Below are 18,273 nucleotides of genomic sequence, written 5' to 3'. Positions count from 1 at the left end.
TAGAATATATTACAATCTAATTTTTTAACGTAGAAATTTGAGAGTAAAAGTAATGTCCTACACTTTTGTTTTCTACTCCATCTAAAAACTCATACACTACATGAAATTAAAACGTAGATTAGCCTGTCTTATTGGCATATTTGCCATTCCAGTAATTTTATCCAATTGTAAAGAAAGTAGTGATATTGAAGTGATTCCTCCTTTCACTTCAAGTCAAAGTGTAAAACCTTCTGCCACTGAAATTGAGAATTTCAAAAAATGGTATTATAACTTGGAAAGTAATCCAAACACACGTACTGGTTCACTAGATTCTACAAACGAAGTCCTAGAAGTTGAAATTTGGGAGAAAGCTATAAGTAATAAGCAGTCCAAATTGTCCGACAAATTACTTACTGTTCCTTTAATTGACTTTAAAGAAACTGGAAAAATTAAGATAAAACAATTATACTTGACTGAAGTAGAAGGCAAAAAAAATGGTTATAAAGTAGAAATAAATAAGGATAATGTCCAAAGTAACACATTTACTGGAACCGTTATTATCATGTCACTGGATGAAAAGTATAAGCGAGAATATACCTATAAAGACAATAAAGTTATAAGCAATAAAAATTCAAGATTAGCTGATTTTGGAAACACAGATTTACCTGAAGTTACTGTAACAGCACCCGTAAATCATGGGGGAACTTGGCTTTTTGTAACATTACTTTTTAGCCCAGCGAATTCTTCTCCTTTTGTGTTAAATGCTACTGTTGAGCCTTGTGCCGATTGGGGGTGTGGTTATATAGACCCTGACTACGATCCAGCATTAGTTCAAGCTATTCTTGATTGGATTAAAGAGAAAATATTAGAAGAGTTTGGTAAAGTATTAAATCCACAAGAAATTGCAATTTTAGAGACCATGAGCACTGGTCAAATTATGAAATTTTATAATCACTATGTACAAGCAGAGCGAATAACCGCTGCTCAATTTCATACAAATGCTGATGATGGTCATGCTAATGCTTTTAAACATGTATTATTTGCGACACTTCACACTAGAGATTTTGGTGTTAATGTTGCACAATTATTAACAGATGCACATGAATATGGTAGAGATGGCTGTTCAACTGTAATGGATTTAAGAAACAATACAATTGGTATAAACCTAGGAGCATCATTTACAGGAGGATTTAATGATTTAGTCTATAATATTTACCAAATGGCTAAAAATGGACAATTATGGACAGTCGGAGGTTCAAATTGTGTACAACAAATACCATTTTAACGCTAAAAATTTAATATAACTCATGAAAAACTACATTATAGTTATTGTGTTTATAATGTGTTGTCTATTAAGCTGTACTAAAGAACGTGTATCAGCAACAGTTACATTTGATGCGTCTAAGGATACGACTTTTATAGTGGAAAGACACGCACAAACACCTACCTCAATGAAGTATAATATTCAAGGTCACCTTGATAATAAGGCTTTATTAATTATTACCTATTATAAAAGTGAAGTTAAAGGAAACGAAAATGTAAAATTAGAAATCCCTTTAGACTCAGGTAAAGTAAGTATTAATGATAAGTATTGGGATTTTTATGATAATACTTATCATGCTCTTATTACATTTAAACATCTAAAAAATAACAAGGGAAAACTAACTGTAAATACAGCTTTGTAATTTCTTTTTATAAATTTATTAAAGACTTGTTTCTTCAAATAAAGAAACAAGTCTTCAATACCATAATAACTTCTTAATTTCAGCCTTTACTTTATCCTCATTATCAAACCAATATTCTTCTAAAAGCGGAGCGATTTCTAGGTTTACAATCCTGCGATACCATTTACGTGTATCATCTTCGTTAGCAAAAGTTGAAAAATAACTATGCCCAATCTGAAATCCTTTTTGTAGGTTTTTATCATTGGCAATCACTTGATTCAATTGTGTAATGGCTTTACTGATATTTTCAGCAAAATTTCTTTCAACACCTTTTTGTACTAAGTACGCTACAAACTTTTGATTGAAAAGAGGCTCAAGATTAATAAAGGCAAACCGTCTTCTTAAGGCGTAATCAATCATTGCCAAAGAGCGGTCTGCTGTATTCATCGTGCCGATGATGTATAAATTATCAGGCACATAAAACGGTTCAGAGTCTTTATCGCCATAAGTCAATGGCATTTCATTGGCTCGTCCACGTTTGTCAGATTCAATCAGGAGTAACAATTCACCAAAAATTTTGCTCAGATTACCACGGTTTATTTCATCAATAATAAAAAAATGGTCAATACCTGCATTACGTTGAGCCTGTCTGCAAAACTCATAAAATACCCCATTTTTCAGTTTAAATCCTCCCTCTCCATCAGGGCGTAACCCTTGTATAAAGTCTTCATAAGAATATGACTGGTGAAACTGCACCATTTTTATCCTAGAATCATCCTGAGTACCGACCAAAGTATAAGCTAGCCTTTTAGCAATAAAGGTTTTCCCCACCCCTGGGGGGCCTTGAAGAATAATATTTTTCTTGTATTTCAGCGTATCTAGTATCTCTTCAAATTGCTCTTCATCCATAAATAGGTCTACTAAAGCATCCTTTTTTTCATAAGGTATCAACACATCTTCACCCATCATTGCTTCTTTCTGCTCATCAATCATGGCCTGAATGGCCTCAAATTCATCCTCGGTAATTTTGAATAAACTTCCCTGATTGTTTTTATTCTTTAATACTTCCGAATCTTTAAAGAAATGAATGGATTTTAGCTCAATCCAATCGATAGGTTCGGGTACTCGTTCTTTCATTTTGAAAGAAATTATTTCTCCAAAATGAGGGTCGACGTGAAGTGGCTCTGTAATCTCAAAAATTGCTTTTATTTGTTTTACAGGCGTAGATTCATACCCGATTACTAAATCCCCTTTCTTTACAGCCTCGAAATACTTATAGATACGTCTTTTATGGTCAAACTCATTGTGGGAAGCATAAGCCTGTACTTGCTCAGGCTTGAGCGAGTCTATCGACCAAATACGAGGATTGGCATTCAACCACCAATAATTTCTAGCATTTTTTTGAGGCATCTCCATATAAAATTTATACAAATATAGGCAAAAAAAACAGCCTGAAATCAAGGTGAAATCAGGCTGTTTTTTCAGGTAATTATCGTTTATCCATTCAATTCGATTGGCTCGCTATGGTCGTTCAGAAATTTGAAATCTGTAATACCAAAGGACGTATCCTGAATTAAATTCACCCATGTTTTATATTTAAAGAACCACTTCATACGAATTGAAGGGAAACCTTTTGTAAAATAAGCATGTAAAAACGGATGAAGTAAAATAGTTGGTTTTTTCTCGTTTTGTTTCTCTAGAATATGTTCAAGATGATGCTCTATAATATCCGAAATAGCAATACTTGCCGTAATTTTTCCTGTTCCACCACAAGTCGGACAGTTTTCAGCTGTTACCACATTCATTTCAGGACGAACCCGCTGACGTGTAATTTGCATCAAACCAAACTTTGTTAAAGGCAAAATGGTATATTTAGAACGGTCGGTTTTCATTTCATCTTTCATGATATCCTGAATCAATTTCTTGTTTTCAGGTCTTTTCATATCAATGAAGTCAATGACAATAATTCCGCCCATATCTCTCAGTCTTAACTGACGAGCAATCTCTTTGGCAGCTTCACGGTTTACACTCAGGGCTGTTGCTTCTTGGCCATCTTCGTTGTTAGATTTATTACCTGAGTTTACATCTATTACGTGTAATGCTTCGGTATGTTCTACAATCAAATAACCTCCCTGTGGTAAACTTACCGAACGTCCAAACAACATTTTCAGTTGTTTTTCGATACCCAGTTGTTCAAATACTTTATTCTTCCCTTGGTGCAGTTTCACAATTTTTTCCTTTTCAGGAGCAATATTGGAAACATAATTGCGGGCTTCTTGAAACAGTTCTGGCGTATCAACGACAACGCTATCAAAATTTTCGTTTAATAAATCACGCAACATCGAAGTTGCACGGCTCATCTCTCCGATTATTTTATCACGCGGTTTAGCACTTTTCAGTGCTTTCATTCCTGCATCCCATTTAGCGATGGACTCGCGGAGGTCTTTATCCAATTCCTCTACTTCTTTCCCTTCGGCTACTGTTCTTACAATCACTCCAAAATTCGCAGGTTTAATAGACGACATCAAACGTTGTAAACGCTGACGTTCAGCCTTTGCGGTAATTTTTTTGGAGATATTCACCCCATTTGAAAAAGGAACTAATACCGTATAACGCCCTGCGATAGAAATATCACAAGACAATCGAGGTCCTTTTGTCGAAATAGGTTCCTTCACAACTTGCACTAAAATTGGCGTATTTTTACTTAATACCTTATCAATTTTATCGTGCTTGTCAATTTCAGGTTCTAGCTTAAAGTTATCTAATCGTCCAGACTGTAATCTTTCAGCGATAACCTCTTTCGTAAATTTGTTTAAGGAATTGACGTTCGGACCTAAATCATGATAATGAAGAAAGGCATCTTTCTCATAGCCAATATCAATAAAGGCAGCGTTCAATCCCGTTACCATCTTCTTGACTGTCCCGAGATAAATATCTCCGACAGAAAAGTGTGGTTCGGACTCCTCTAAGTGGTATTCCACAATACGCTTGTCTTGCAACAAAGCTATGCGGTCACCTTTGGGAGTCGAATTGATAATTAATTCATTACTCACAGGTGATTAAAGCATTTAGAAATGAAAGAGATATGAAGGACGTCGTAGTAATGAGTATGCTTGCGTTAAGTCTTTAAAAATTTAGAAAATTCCAGATATGTGCGAGCCTAGAAAAAAAGGAAAAATCGATTTTTTATTAGGAGAATTATCACGACAAAAGGGTGATAATTATTAATTAAAATTGGTCTGAAATTTAATATTTTTAAATTGACTTTAATGAAGGTGACTTATCTTGGTTAAGCAAATGATTTTATTAAATAGCCTGATTAAACACTAAATAGAAAACAAAAAGCATTAGTAATTAATACTTAGTATTTTTTTAAAATCACTACATATCCCCAAAATGTCATGACCGAAAATTACATAAAAAACTGACAATGAAACCTTTATGTAATTAAACTTTTCTTTCAAGCAATCAATCTCACAAAAACAACAAAAACAGGCAAATTCCACATAGGAGACTCTGCCTGTTTTTTGGGTACTAAGGCGAAAGGAAAAGACTGGTAATAAATATTTACTTTGCCCGTTTCCTTATGCCTTAACTACTTCTTCTTATGTCTACTTTTTCTAAGACGCTTCTTTCTTTTGTGCGTTGAGATCTTATGTCTCTTTCTTTTTTTTCCGCAAGGCATGATTCTAAAAGGTTTTAAATGTTAAAAATATGTTTAATGTTTTTGTATTTCTGATGCTAAAGAAGCTCGAAAAGTAATATTCAACATACAATATTACTTTAATTTTGACAAAATTTCATTAGCTGCTGCTTTTTCTTGTGAATCAGTACTATTCGCAAGCACTTTTTCTAGAATAGCTTTAGCCTCTTCTTTTCTGTCTAACTCAGCTAAGCAATATCCCAAATTCAAAGCTGCCTTTGAATTAGACGGGTTGTTCTTCAAAATTTGTTTAAAGCGTTCAACCGCTTTTCCAAACTGATTTGAACGAATAGAAAGTATGCCTAAACTGAACAAAGCTGGTTCATAATCTGGTTCCTTTGCAATTACTTCTCTCAACATTGTGATTCCCTGCATAGGGGTCGAAGTAGATACGTAAGTCATTGCCATGTTGGTTTTAGCCAACAAGTTTTCAGGATTTTTTGCCAAAACTTTACTAAAAATTTCTCTGGCCTTTTCCCCTAACACAGTAGTCTTTTCTGCTTGAAGCGAGTAGGTAAATGCTTCGTAATACAAATTACCTGCTTTCATCAAATTCGTTTCTGAGGGTTCGATTTTGTTGGCTACTTCCTCAGCATAATAAGCGGCACTATCAAAGCGAGTATATTCTACAAATTTAGCAATCAATTCGTCTGCCGCCTTCATTTTTACTTTCGCTGTGGTACCATTCAAATAACTCCCCTTCAATTGCGCAATCACACGTTGCTGTTCAACACTCAATGTAGCACCATGACTTTCGGCACTTTCTTGTGTTTTAGATGCTGCCATTTTATCGCGATTGGCAGTTGGTGCAGGGGTTTCTTCCGAAGTTTGCTCCAACTTTCTCTTCTCATCGTTCACAACTACTTTTGGTAAACTGTATAAACCTCCAACCAATCCGAAGGCAATAACGATGATAATGATAAAAGGCTTTTGCATGATTTTTTTAGTTTTTAAGCTATTAATTTATCTGTTAAGGTAAATGTTAAAAACCCTAATTACTGTTAAAGTGTTTCACACGGATAACAAAGAATTTGAACAGACAACTAAACTTAATCTATTTTGCGTTTGACTTAACCTGTTCTACAAAAGTTTTTGCAGGTTTGAAACTAGGAATAAAGTGTTCTGGAATCTCGATTGAAGTATTCTTAGAGATGTTACGAGCGATTTTGTGTGCTCTTTTCTTGTTTACAAAACTTCCGAAACCTCTTACATAAATTGGTTCACCATTTGAAAGGTTGTCTTTTACTACCGAAAAGAAAGACTCAATTGCACTTGATACATCTGCTTTGTCGATACCAGTCTTGTCTGAAATTTCTGCGATTACGTCTGCTTTAGTCACTTTATTGAAAATTTTAGGATTAATAAAAAATATGTTAAACAAATAATGATTGGTTGCGTTTCAGCATTGAAAATAACGGTAGAGTTCACCTTGATTTTAGTGATGAAATCATTACTTTCGTAACCCCTTGATTATTAAGGGTCACAAAGGTACGGCTTTGGTTTGAATTATGAAAGAAACAAAAAAATATTATCCGAACTTTTTTTTCGTAATTGCTTAATTGTTAGCCGATTGCCAAAACTTAAATCCTTTCCCGAATATCAATTTTTAGATTAATTTCTTGGAAAAACAATAAATTCAGTCATTTTTAGTACAAAAGTCTATTTGCGAACAAACAAACTACTCATCCTTTGAAAAACGATTTTTTCTCAAAAAAAATTACGAATTGGTATCTTCAACACAAACGAGATTTACCTTGGCGAAACACCCAAAACCCGTATTACATCTGGTTATCTGAAATTATTCTTCAACAAACCAGAGTAGCACAGGGCATGCCTTACTACTATAAATTTGTCAATGCCTTCCCTACTATCCAAGACTTAGCCAATGCTGAAGAAAATGAAGTATTAAGGCTTTGGCAGGGTTTGGGGTACTATTCAAGGGCACGGAATCTGCACAAAACAGCCAAAATGGTTGTTGAAGATTATAACGGTATATTTCCAGAAAAGTATTCAGAATTATTAAAATTAAAAGGAATTGGTACTTACACCGCCGCAGCTATTGCCTCTTTTTCTTCGGGCGAAAAAGTAGCTGTGCTGGATGGCAATGTGTATAGGGTACTCGCAAGGGTATTTGGTGAAACAACTGATATTTCGGGCAAGGATGCCAAAAAAGTATTTACCCAATTAGCCGAAAGCGTATTGCCTGATTATAATTCGGCGATGCACAATCAAGCCATTATGGAGTTTGGGGCACTACAATGTACTCCTGCTTTGCCCAATTGTATGTTTTGTCCCCTTTCTATGGAATGTATTGCTTATGCTACAGGACGCGTGGGGATACTTCCTGTAAAATCTAAAAAGATAAAAGTAAAAGAACGTTTTTTTAATTACTTTATCATTGAACAAAATGGTAATTTTGCCATGCGTAAACGAAAAGGAAGGGATGTTTGGGAAGGAATGTATGATTTTTATCTCAAAGAATGTGAAGAAAATATTCAAGATTTATTGTATCTTGCTAATGAAGATGTGTTCTTGACTGGCCTCATGAAAAAATCATTAATCAAAAGAGAATCAATCACATACACTCATATACTTACTCATCAACGCATACAAACCAAATTTTGGCATTTAGAAGTACAAGAACATTTTCTTGTAGATTTGCCCCAAGAACTTGAATGGTACAGCCTCAATGAAGTAGACGATTTACCAAAATCAACCTTGGTAAACAATTACTTAAAAGAGTTTGTATTTTAATAGAAAATAAGTGTTCAATTTGAACTTTTTGTAGATATTTAACGATAAAATATAATATCAGTTCCTATCGACAAATTTGTAACTTGAACTGTTTTTCATTAAATTCACATAGGTTCTCAAACTTTTAAAACAATTAAACAATGGCTGGTGTAAACAAAGTAATTCTGCTAGGACGATTGGGTGCTGACCCAGAAGTAAGATCACTCCCTAGTGGTTCTAAAGTAACAACTTTTAGTATAGCAACTTCTGAAGCTTATAATAACAGAGATGGACAGAGAGTTGAACAAACAGAATGGCATAGAATAGAACTTTGGGATAATTTAGCCAACATTGCAGAGCAATACCTTCATAAAGGAGATTCTGTATATGTTGAAGGTAAAATTCGTACCGAAGAATATACTGACAAGGATAATATCGTAAGAAAAACAACTAAGATTAGAGGTACTTCTATGACTTTGGTAGGTGGCAGAAGTAATGAGGGAGGTTCAGAAAGTGCTCCCGCAGCGCCTGCGCAACAATCACGCCCTGCACCAGAAAGAACGCCTGCTCCGACTCCTGAATTCAGTAGCAATACTGGTAGTGACGATAGTGATGATTTACCATTTTAAATTATAAGTTAGTTAGTGATTGAAGATTGGTAATTAGTATGTTTGCTTTCAGAACTATCAGACAAAAAAGTATCAAAACAATTAATTACCAATCATTACCATTTAATCACTAAAGCACTAAAACCCATTATATTTTGGAAACCCGATTATCCGACGAACCTCACCCGATTTTGGTGCTTTTAGCCCAAGTTGAAAGCACCTCATCTTACAGCGTTTATGGCATCAATGCATTGATTCTATTAGGCTTATTAATGTTATCAGCCCTGTTGGCTGGCTCTGAAGTCGCATTCTTTTCATTATCTTCTGACGAACGTGCTGCTTGCCGTGAAAGTGATAGTGGAACAGAAAGAACTATCTCTAAATTACTAGACAAACCACAGCTACTACTAGCTACTTTATTAATTTCCATCAATTTAGTAAACATTACCTTTATCACTATTGCTACTTATGTAACAGAGCAAGTAGTAGGCGAAAAAGAAAAAGAAGGCTTAGTGGCTACATTAGTACTATTGGTAGGGGTTACTTTTATCATTACTTTTTTTGGCGAATTAATTCCTAAAGTATGGGCTCAGCAAAACAACCTCCGCTTTGCTAAAATAACGGCTCCTTTATTAGAAATTGCTACAATCATCTTTCAACCTTTGTCTTCGCTATTGCTGGGTATCAGTAATATCATCGAAAAAAGAGTGGAACGAAAGGGCTATACCATCACTGCCGACGAACTAAACCATGCCCTAGAAATTACGACGGGCAAAGACACATCAGAACAAGAAAAAGACCTTTTAAAAGGAATTGTAAACTTTGGAAGCACCTCAGCCAAAAGTGTAATGCGTTCGAGAAGAGATATTACGGCCTTTGATATTGCTTTTGATTTTCATGAATTGATGGATAAAATCAACAAATCTGGTTATTCGCGTGTGCCAGTTTATAAAGAAACTGTTGATAAAATAGAGGGTATTTTATATATCAAAGACCTTTTGCCACATCTGGAAAAAGACGAGCATTTTAAATGGCAAGATTTACTACATCAAACTTTTTTCATTCCAGAAAGTAAAAAGATTGACGACTTGCTATACGATTTTCAAGAAAAAAGAGTGCACATGGCGGTTGTAGTAAACGAATATGGCGAAACAGAAGGCATTGTGACAATGGAGGATATTATTGAGGAGATAGTAGGTGATATTCATGATGAGTCGGATGTAGAAGATTTAGGCTATGTGAAGTTAAAAGATGGCTCTTTTGAATTTGAAGGCAAAGTTTCTTTGAATGATGTATGCCGTGCACTGAGTGTAGATAATGATTATTTTGATAAAGCCCGAGGAGATAGTGAATCATTGGCAGGTCTTTTAATTGAGTTATTTACTCGCTTGCCTCATGCTGGCGAAGAAGTAGAGTATGATAAATACAAATTCAGAATTTCTTCAGTAGATACTCGTAGAATTAAGAAAGTAAAAGTAACGCTTAAAGTGGAGGAAGAACCAAATCCATCTCCGCAAGAAGTTGAATAGGCTTTGCAAAATTAATCTTAATATGAAAAAGCTTATTTTCTTATGGCTACTATCATTGGTGGCTTGCGAAGAAAAACCTACCCCAATTACGGTTAGTGACAACTTCGACAATCCGATAGATGTAGGATTAATCGAAAACAAATCTATCGACGAAGCCTCAGGGTTAATAGCAAGTCAGAAAAACAAAGGCTACCTCTGGACACATAACGATAGTGGAGATAGCAATCGGATTTTTTTGATAGATAAATCAGGTAAAGGCTTGTATGAGTTTTTTTTACAAGGTGCTACAAATAGAGATTGGGAGGCTATTGCGATGGCTACCTTTCCAGAGGGTTCGTATTTGTACATTGGCGAGATTGGTGATAATAATGCTCAATACGGCGAATATGCTATTTATAAAGTAGCTGAACCGACTATGGCAACGAATACGCCGACTGTCAACACCTTAACTAACGTTCAAAAAATTACGTTTAAATATCCCGACGGTGCAAGAGATGCTGAGTGTATGCTGATCGACCAAGAAACGAAGGATATTTACATATTAAGCAAAAGAGAAAAAAAACAACGACTTTATAGAATTCCTTATCCACAGTCTTTTTCGCAAACAATTACGGCCGAATTTATAGAAGAGGTTTCATTTTCAGTAGCTAGCAATCAAGGATTTTATATTACAGATGGGAGTATTTCTGCTGATAATCAAGAAATACTTATCAAGAATTATCTGCAAGTATTTCACTGGCGACGCCAAACCAATGAAAGTATTCCGACGGCCTTGAAACGTGCGGGTAGTTTGTTGCCTTATACAGCCGAACCACAGGGAGAAGGCATTAGCTTTAGTAATGATGGTTCAAGCTTTTATACCATCAGCGAGGAAAGCGACAATAAAATTCCAGTACATTTATATCAGAGCAAACGCAAATAAGAATGCAGTTATAGTAAAATCACTAGAGAGGGACTTAAGTCCCTCTCTAGTGATTTTAAGACATTTTTAATGTGTGGGCTTATCTGGTACTGGAGCCGACGCATGAAAATTTTGATAAATACGATGGGCGTAATCATCTAAAATTTCAATGACTCTTTCTCTATTATCTGATTTCACAATCATACCAATGTGATATTCTTCGTTCATTCTCCAATAAATCTCTGGCGCATCAAATCCTGCTAAATTGGGATATTGCTGTCTGGTTAAAGAAATAATAATTCCAGAATAATTATTTTCAACAGGCGGCAACGTATATTCTTCTTTTTTGGCTACAGCCGTTTCAATATTTGCCCATTCTCGCCATAGATTAATCCCCGATGAAGCCTCAACCATTTCAGCGAGGTTGGCCCCTCCTACCCTTGACGCCGTTTCTAAAAAGATAATCTCACCCGTTTCATGGTCTTTGATAAATTCTGAATGAGTAGCAGAATAATTCATACCAAAGGCTTTCATTACTTGGGCATTAGCTTCTTGTAAGGAAAGGTCGAGCTCAGAACCAATAGGTACAGTGACCGAACGGAAAATACCTCCGCCATGTGCCACTTCCATCGGTGTTGACAGGTATTGACTTGAACGCGTAAATACAAATTCACCTTTTAAAGAAATTGAATCCACATGGAATACATCCCCAGGCTTGAATTGCTCAACCAAATATTCATGGCGTCGATCGCCTAAATAATGAACTACCTCCCATAATTGTTCGGAATTATATACTTTTCTAATCCCTGTAGCAGAGGCCTCTGAACGAGGTTTTATGACACACGGATAGGTAACTTTCTGGGTAAATTCAAAAATATCATTATCATTGAATAAGCTTGAAAACATAGGTACTTTTATCCCTGCATCCTCAGCTTTCATCCGCATAGCTAATTTATCCCTAAAATGTCGGCCAGTGGTTTGTCCCATACCCGGAATACGGAAATGTTCTCGCAAATGAGCCGCCTTTTCTACATCAAAATCATCTAAAGCCACAATTCTATCTACCTTTCTTGAACGCATCATATAGGCTAAGCCTAAAATGACCTCGTTCATATCAATAGAACCGTCGGCTTTTTCTTCAACGTAAAATATTTCATCAATAAAGTCCCGAACCCAAGGTTTATGTTCTAGCTTTTTATTCGTCAATAAATACACCTTGTTTCCAGCTTGTTTACAAGCTCGCAAAAACTCATTCCCTTTAAAATAAGTAGAAATACAAAGAAAAGAAAGCGTTGATGACATAGTTTATCAGGATTAAATAGATTTTGCAATTAATTAAAATTAATAAAATCAACGGATTAAGCCAAGAAAGTACTAACTATATTTTACTTAAAAAATCGACTAATAGCCTTACACCAAAGGCTGTTCCAGTTCTTTGTGGAGCAAACTCTGTGTCACCAAAGGCTGTTCCTGCAATATCTAAATGAGCCCACTTTGGATGATTATCAGTAAATACTTCTAAGAATTTTGCCGCAGAGATAGCCCCAGCCATTGGCTTACCCGAATAGTTGCGAACATCGGCAATATCCGAAGTAATGTCTTCTTTATACACATCCCATAAAGGCAAACGCCATAGTCGTTCTCCTGTCTCATTAGCAGATTGGTTCAAAGCATCGGCTAATTCATCATTACTCGTAAACATACCCGCAGCATGATAGCCTAGCGTGGCGACACAACTACCTGTCAGCGTAGCTAAATCTATGATAGTATCCACCTTAAAATTCTTCGTTAGGTAACTTAAGCCATCTGCCAGAATCAATCTTCCTTCGGCGTCAGTATCAATCACCTCAATCGTTTTTCCAGCATAAGAATTTATTACATCGCTTGGTTTGAACGATTTGCCATCTACCGCATTTTCGCAAGCAGGTATGATACCTATTAAATGTACAGGTAATTCAAGTTTGGCGGCTAATTCTATCGCACCAAAAACAGCAGCGGCACCTCCCATATCCGACTTCATCAAGTGCATATTAGTCGACGATTTTATGGATATTCCACCAGTATCAAAAGTGACACCCTTGCCTACTAAACCCACTGTTTGTGTAGCTTTGGGCGAACGATATTCCATGATAATCAACATCGGGGGATGTTCGCTACCTTGCCCTACAGCCAAAAGCGCATTGAGTTTCTGAGTATTCAACTGCTGTTTTTCAAGCACCTTTACTGAATAATTATATTTTTCGCCAGATGCTAACGCCCATTTTGCTAAAGTATGCGGTATTTTTTTATTAGCAGGGGCATTCATCAAATCAAACATCTGCATTTGCGTTTCGGCAATTGCTTTTCCTTTTTGAATGAAGGCTTCTAAATTTTTCGATTCACTGATGATATTCAGTGTTCCTTCATTCCCCAACAGTGGAATATTGGCTTTATCATCTGTTTTATACAAGCCAAAATCATAAGTACCCAATATACAGCCATTCACAAGGTATTCAACCCATGCTTCGGGCAATGTTCTGGCATCAATACACACTGTGTTGGGTAGCTTTGTTTTTTGTTCGTGAATCAGTTTCCTGAATGCACGAATAATATCAGCAGTGTTGGGATTTTTTCCTAAACCCAACAATATTACTTTCTGGTGCTGAGAAGAATACACTACATGAATTTCTTTGAAATCTGCCTTAAAGTCTTGTTTAAGCAACAGGGCATCTATTCCAAAATTTTGGGCTACTTTTTCTAGCTCATCCGTAGGCTCATTAGTCTGCAAAATCGGTACAATGATGGCTTTGTCTTCCTGATTGAACTGACTAATAATATTAATCCTGATGTTATTTTTCATGTAAGTAGTTTAATTTATAGCAATGAGTTGTGAGCTGTGAGAAATAAGCTTTTTTGTTAGTAATGTAAACAGCTCATTGCTTAAAGCAATAATATATAATATCAACAAAAAAAATGCCACCCTCAACAGGTGGCACTTCGTAATTACTTTCTATTATCCAATTTTAATACTCATCTTCGTTAAAGAAGAAATCATCTTTAGTAGGATAATCTGGCCAGATTTCTTCGATGCTTTCGTAAGGTTGACCGTCGTCTTCCAATTCTTGCAAATTTTCAACTACTTCAAGTGGCGATCCAGTACGGATGGCGAAATCGATTAGTTCATCTTTCGTGGCAGGCCATGGAGCATCTTCTAGATAGGATGCTAATTCAAGTGTCCAGTACATATTATATGAATTTGATTACAATTAATTACTAATTTAAAAAATAAAATACTGATTATAAGAGACTTATACAGCTATTATTTAACCTGTTTTTCTCAGGATTGCAAAAGTATACGTTTTTTATTTATGAAAAGCTTTTTTCTTTAAAATCTTGTGTTGAATTAACTAAATTTATTTGAAAAAAGTACATTTAAAGCTATAATTATTTACAATTTTGTAGCTATATTCTTTTATTATCCTGAAATTCAATAAAATACTATAATCTTCCTAAGAGATTAAATAAACATTAAATTTTTCCCAATGAAGTATTCAACCCTTACTTTACAACAAAAACCCCTCGTAGAAGTCTGTGCTTATTCTTTTGAATCGTGTGTAGCGGCAGAAAAAGCCCATGCAAATAGAATAGAACTTTGTAGTTCAATGTTTGAAGGTGGTACTACGCCTTCGGCTGGTTTAGTAAAAATGGTCACTCAAAAAGTCAAGCTTGGAATCAATGCGATGATTCGCCCTAGGGGTGGAGACTTTTGTTATACCGATGAAGAGATTGCTATCATGAAAGAGGATATACTTTCCATGAAAGCTTTAGGTTGTGCAGGTATCGTATTGGGAATTTTACACCCCGATGGCCGTGTAAACATTCAACAAACTGCTGAATTGGTAAAACTAGCCTCGCCTATGGAAGTAACTTTCCACAGAGCAATCGATATGACACCTGATTATTCAGAAGCATTAGAAGCTATTATTGAAGCAGGTTGTGACAGAATATTAACTTCTGGTCAAAAGAATGTAGCGATAGATGGCATAGCACAAATTAAGGCTATCGTAGAACAGGCACAGAGAAGGATACAAATTATGGTGGGTAGTGGCGTAAATCTGGGCAACGCCATACAAATTGCCCAAACAGGCGTGGATGCTATTCACCTGACGGGGAAATCTACCAGAGATTCGGTGATGACTTTCCGAAAAGAAGGCATTGCGATGGGTGGTTTACCAGCAGTACCAGAGTATGAAATTGCTTATTCGGATAGTGAAAAAATAAAAGCGGTAGTAGATTTGCTCAGCCAAGAATTTCAAGTAAAAAAATGAAACAAAACCTTAAAATTTGAAGTATTTTTGATATACCTAATTACAATATTATTCGTTAGTAGGCTTGAAACTAAATTGCATTTAATTCTTTAAGGCAATATTATTCAATAACGACTTAAATAGATTTTCCTTAACTTTGAAGAACAGAAAATACTGATACAGACAAAATTGTCTTGAGAAATGTTTTTTTCTTCAATCTGCTACATATTAAATGATGAATTTTAATCTTCGATATATTTTTTCATTACTGGCTACTTTATTAATAATTAGTCAGTTTTCGTATGCCCAAAAACGTGAATCTTCTAAGAAAAAAGAAGAGCAATCGAAAGCTCAATTGCTTGAAGCAGAATCGTTTTTTACCGAAGGAATGAAGTTCTATATGATGGAAGACTATGACAAAGCGGTTGAATTTTATGAAAAGGCACTTGCTATCGTACCTGATAACAGCGGAATTTTGTATGCTTTGTCTAATAATTACCAAAAATTAAAAGACGAAAACAAGGCTATTTTATATGCTGAAAAAGCATTTCAACTGAATAGCGAAAACGAAGCGTATGGAGAGTTATTGGCAGACTTGTATGTCAGAAAACAAAAATATGATGCAGCAGCAAGGGTATATCAAAACCTCATTGCCCTGAATCCTTCAAAATCTGAATTATATGTAGCGCAAGCCGCCGTTTATATTTTCGATAATCACTTTGATGAGGCACTGAAATCATACAGCCGAGCTGAAAAAATCATTGGTATTAATGAAGAAATTACGCGTCAGAAACAGATGGTTTTGGTAAAAATCGGTAAAGTAGATGAAGCCATTAAAGAAGGCGAAAAACTGATTTTATCTGACCCTGAAGAAATTGATTATAATATAGACCAAGCAGAATTGCTGATGTCGAACAAACGTAATGAGCAAGCCATTCCATATCTTGAGAAGATTCTGAAAATGAATCCTGAAAATGCACAGGCTCATATCATGTTAGCACAGTTGTATCAGGAAAAAGGAGAAATTGATAAATGTAATCGTGAGTTAGAATTAGCTTTTGCCGATGCCAGCCTTGATGCTACCACGAAGGCACGTATTTTGATTGGTTACATGAACATGGCCAAAGATGAAAAATCAAAACAAACAGCATTTAATTTGGTGAAGGTATTGATTAAGGCTAATCCACAAGACCCAAAATCTCATGCTATTTATGGCGATTTACTTTTTCAAAAAGGTGATGAAAAAGCAGCCAGAGATGAATATGTAAAAGCAGCCAGACTGGATAAATCTATCAATGAAGTTTGGGGGAATATCATCAATATTGATTTTAAATTAAGACAAATAGATAGCGCCATTGTTCATAGCGAAGAAGCCATAGAGGTATTTCCAAATCAATCTGCATTTTGGTATTTGAATGGTTCGGCATACTATCAAAAAAGGAATCATAACAAAGCGGCAGAGTCGTTAGAAGAAGCTAGACGATTAACACCCACAAATTCTGAGTTATTCCAACACATCAATGCGCTGTTGGGAGATACTTATAATAGTTTAAGTAAATATCAGAAGTCGGATGAAGCCTATGAGGCTGCCCTAAAAGCTGACCCAAACAATGACCATGTACTGAATAACTATAGTTATTTCCTATCTTTAAGAAAAGATAAACTGGAATTAGCCGCTGAAATGGGTGCAAGACTGGTGGAAAAGCATCCAGATAATGGTACGTATTTGGATACGTATGCTTGGGTACTTTATGTGATGAAAGACTATAACAAGGCTAGAATCTATTTAGAAAGAGCCGTTGTTCAGAATAAAAGTAATAGTGGTACAATTGTAGAACATTATGGTGATGTGCTTTTTCAATTAGGTGAAAAAGAAAAAGCTGTAGAACAGTGGAAGAAAGCTAAAACCATAGGTACAACCAGTACATTAATCGACAAGAAAATCGCGGAAATGAAATTAATAGAATAGATATTCAAATCAGTAAGCTATTAATTACCTAATCTTAAAATATGAAACATTACTCATTAATGCTCTTAGCGTTTACATTTTTTATTGCTTCTTGTAAACGTCAGCATATCAATAAAACCTCCGATGCTTCGTCTATTGATTCATTAAAAGTAGCTGAGACGAAGCCAGTAATTGATTCCCTGACTATCATACCATCTTCTAAACCAGAAGTAGCTGTAACAGAGGAAGAAAAAGTTAAAATCGATGAGATTGATTTTAAATACTTAAAAGCAAAAGCAAAAGTTTCGTACAAATCTCCTAATGATAACCAAAGCTTTACTGTTGATATCAGGATGCGTAAAGACAGTTTAATTTGGATGAACGTATCAGCATTTGGTATTACAGTGGCTACAGCGCTTTTCAATGATAGCGTCGTAAAGCTTTACGATAAATACCATGGTGAATACAAAGAATATACGTATGATGACTTTGCCGAAAAATTCAACTTCAAGGTAAGCTATGATATTTTACAAGCTTTGGTGGTCGGGAATCGTCCCTTCAAAAAAAATAAATCCAGAGTAGTGCGTAGCAATGAATACTTTTTATTAAAACAAGAAGAAAACAAAGTATTGATAGATAATTATATTGGAGAAAATAAAAAGCTAAAAAAAATCTTGCTTACACAAGAAGATACAAGTAATAAACTAACTTTAGACTTTGATGACTTTACGACATTGAATCAGTTTTTATTTCCTCAATCAAGCTTAATCACGTTAGATTATCAGTCGAAGGAAGATCAAAAAATGTATCAAACCGTTGTCAATATCAAGCACACAAAGGTTGAATTATTAGACACTCCTTTGGAATTTCCATTTAGAGTGCCCGAAAAACTTCTAAATAAAAATTAAAACTTTATCAAAAA

16 protein-coding genes are annotated in these 18,273 nt (G+C 35.3%); 9 read left to right on the top strand and 7 right to left on the bottom strand.

The window, feature by feature from the left end:
• The first annotated feature begins 100 nt into the window (after positions 1-100).
• Positions 101-1,264, top strand: coding sequence for a DUF6973 domain-containing protein (locus AC1RNE_RS13430; RefSeq protein ID WP_492801442.1), 1,164 nt, complete (start codon positions 101-103; stop codon positions 1,262-1,264).
• A 22-nt stretch (positions 1,265-1,286) separates the two neighbouring features.
• Entirely contained in the window at positions 1,287-1,664 is a 378-nt protein-coding gene (locus tag AC1RNE_RS13425) for a hypothetical protein (RefSeq protein WP_492801441.1), read from the top strand.
• 54 nt (positions 1,665-1,718) lie between these two features.
• Here the strand turns inward: AC1RNE_RS13425 and AC1RNE_RS13420 are convergent, their stop codons facing one another.
• From AC1RNE_RS13420 to AC1RNE_RS13405, 4 genes are all read right to left on the bottom strand, one after another.
• Positions 1,719-3,053 carry an AAA family ATPase gene (locus AC1RNE_RS13420; RefSeq protein WP_492801440.1) on the bottom strand — a complete coding sequence of 445 codons (1,335 nt, stop codon included), beginning with the start codon at positions 3,051-3,053 and terminating at the stop codon, positions 1,719-1,721.
• 86 nt (positions 3,054-3,139) lie between these two features.
• Complete coding sequence (locus AC1RNE_RS13415; protein WP_309922564.1) at positions 3,140-4,696, bottom strand: Rne/Rng family ribonuclease; 1,557 nt, start codon at positions 4,694-4,696, stop codon at positions 3,140-3,142.
• A gap of 725 nt (positions 4,697-5,421) precedes the next feature.
• Positions 5,422-6,282: a tetratricopeptide repeat protein gene (locus tag AC1RNE_RS13410; RefSeq protein WP_492801439.1), complete on the bottom strand. Its 861-nt coding sequence runs from the start codon at positions 6,280-6,282 to the stop codon at positions 5,422-5,424.
• Positions 6,283-6,400: 118 nt separating this feature from the next.
• The gene (locus AC1RNE_RS13405; protein WP_492803641.1) at positions 6,401-6,697 is read right to left on the bottom strand and encodes an HU family DNA-binding protein; all 297 of its coding nucleotides are present in this window, start codon (positions 6,695-6,697) and stop codon (positions 6,401-6,403) included.
• A 338-nt stretch (positions 6,698-7,035) separates the two neighbouring features.
• On the opposite strand from AC1RNE_RS13405, the gene mutY reads away from it, so the two are divergent.
• From mutY to AC1RNE_RS13385, 4 genes are all read left to right on the top strand, one after another.
• Positions 7,036-8,100 carry an A/G-specific adenine glycosylase gene (gene mutY / locus AC1RNE_RS13400; RefSeq protein WP_492801438.1) on the top strand — a complete coding sequence of 355 codons (1,065 nt, stop codon included), beginning with the start codon at positions 7,036-7,038 and terminating at the stop codon, positions 8,098-8,100.
• Positions 8,101-8,240: 140 nt separating this feature from the next.
• Entirely contained in the window at positions 8,241-8,708 is a 468-nt protein-coding gene (locus AC1RNE_RS13395; protein WP_492801437.1) for a single-stranded DNA-binding protein, read from the top strand.
• A gap of 134 nt (positions 8,709-8,842) precedes the next feature.
• The gene (gene gldE / locus AC1RNE_RS13390) at positions 8,843-10,216 is read left to right on the top strand and encodes a gliding motility-associated protein GldE (RefSeq protein ID WP_492801436.1); all 1,374 of its coding nucleotides are present in this window, start codon (positions 8,843-8,845) and stop codon (positions 10,214-10,216) included.
• Between the two features lie 22 nt (positions 10,217-10,238).
• Positions 10,239-11,138, top strand: a complete 900-nt coding sequence (locus tag AC1RNE_RS13385) for a PE-PGRS family protein (RefSeq protein ID WP_492801435.1) — start codon at positions 10,239-10,241, stop codon at positions 11,136-11,138.
• A gap of 66 nt (positions 11,139-11,204) precedes the next feature.
• Here the strand turns inward: AC1RNE_RS13385 and AC1RNE_RS13380 are convergent, their stop codons facing one another.
• The 3 genes from AC1RNE_RS13380 to AC1RNE_RS13370 form a co-directional block, all read right to left on the bottom strand.
• On the bottom strand, positions 11,205-12,419 hold the full coding sequence (locus AC1RNE_RS13380) for an ATP-grasp domain-containing protein (protein WP_492801434.1): 1,215 nt from the start codon (positions 12,417-12,419) through the stop codon (positions 11,205-11,207).
• Positions 12,420-12,495: 76 nt separating this feature from the next.
• Entirely contained in the window at positions 12,496-13,956 is a 1,461-nt protein-coding gene (locus AC1RNE_RS13375) for a leucyl aminopeptidase family protein (protein ID WP_492801433.1), read from the bottom strand.
• Between the two features lie 163 nt (positions 13,957-14,119).
• Positions 14,120-14,341, bottom strand: coding sequence for a DUF2795 domain-containing protein (locus AC1RNE_RS13370; protein ID WP_092018230.1), 222 nt, complete (start codon positions 14,339-14,341; stop codon positions 14,120-14,122).
• A 297-nt stretch (positions 14,342-14,638) separates the two neighbouring features.
• On the opposite strand from AC1RNE_RS13370, the gene AC1RNE_RS13365 reads away from it, so the two are divergent.
• The 3 genes from AC1RNE_RS13365 (at position 14,639) to lolB1 (ending at position 18,259) form a co-directional block, all read left to right on the top strand.
• A complete protein-coding gene (locus AC1RNE_RS13365) occupies positions 14,639-15,424 on the top strand; it encodes a copper homeostasis protein CutC (RefSeq protein ID WP_492801432.1) in 786 nt (261 codons plus the stop codon).
• Positions 15,425-15,635: 211 nt separating this feature from the next.
• The gene (locus AC1RNE_RS13360) at positions 15,636-17,372 is read left to right on the top strand and encodes a tetratricopeptide repeat protein (RefSeq protein WP_492801431.1); all 1,737 of its coding nucleotides are present in this window, start codon (positions 15,636-15,638) and stop codon (positions 17,370-17,372) included.
• Positions 17,373-17,413: 41 nt separating this feature from the next.
• On the top strand, positions 17,414-18,259 hold the full coding sequence (lolB1, locus tag AC1RNE_RS13355) for a lipoprotein insertase outer membrane protein LolB1 (RefSeq protein ID WP_492801430.1): 846 nt from the start codon (positions 17,414-17,416) through the stop codon (positions 18,257-18,259).
• The last annotated feature ends 14 nt before the right edge of the window (positions 18,260-18,273 follow it).

This window comes from Arcicella sp. GW822-FHT02H01 (assembly GCF_058802005.1).
This window is presented reverse-complemented; position numbering and strand designations above follow the sequence as displayed.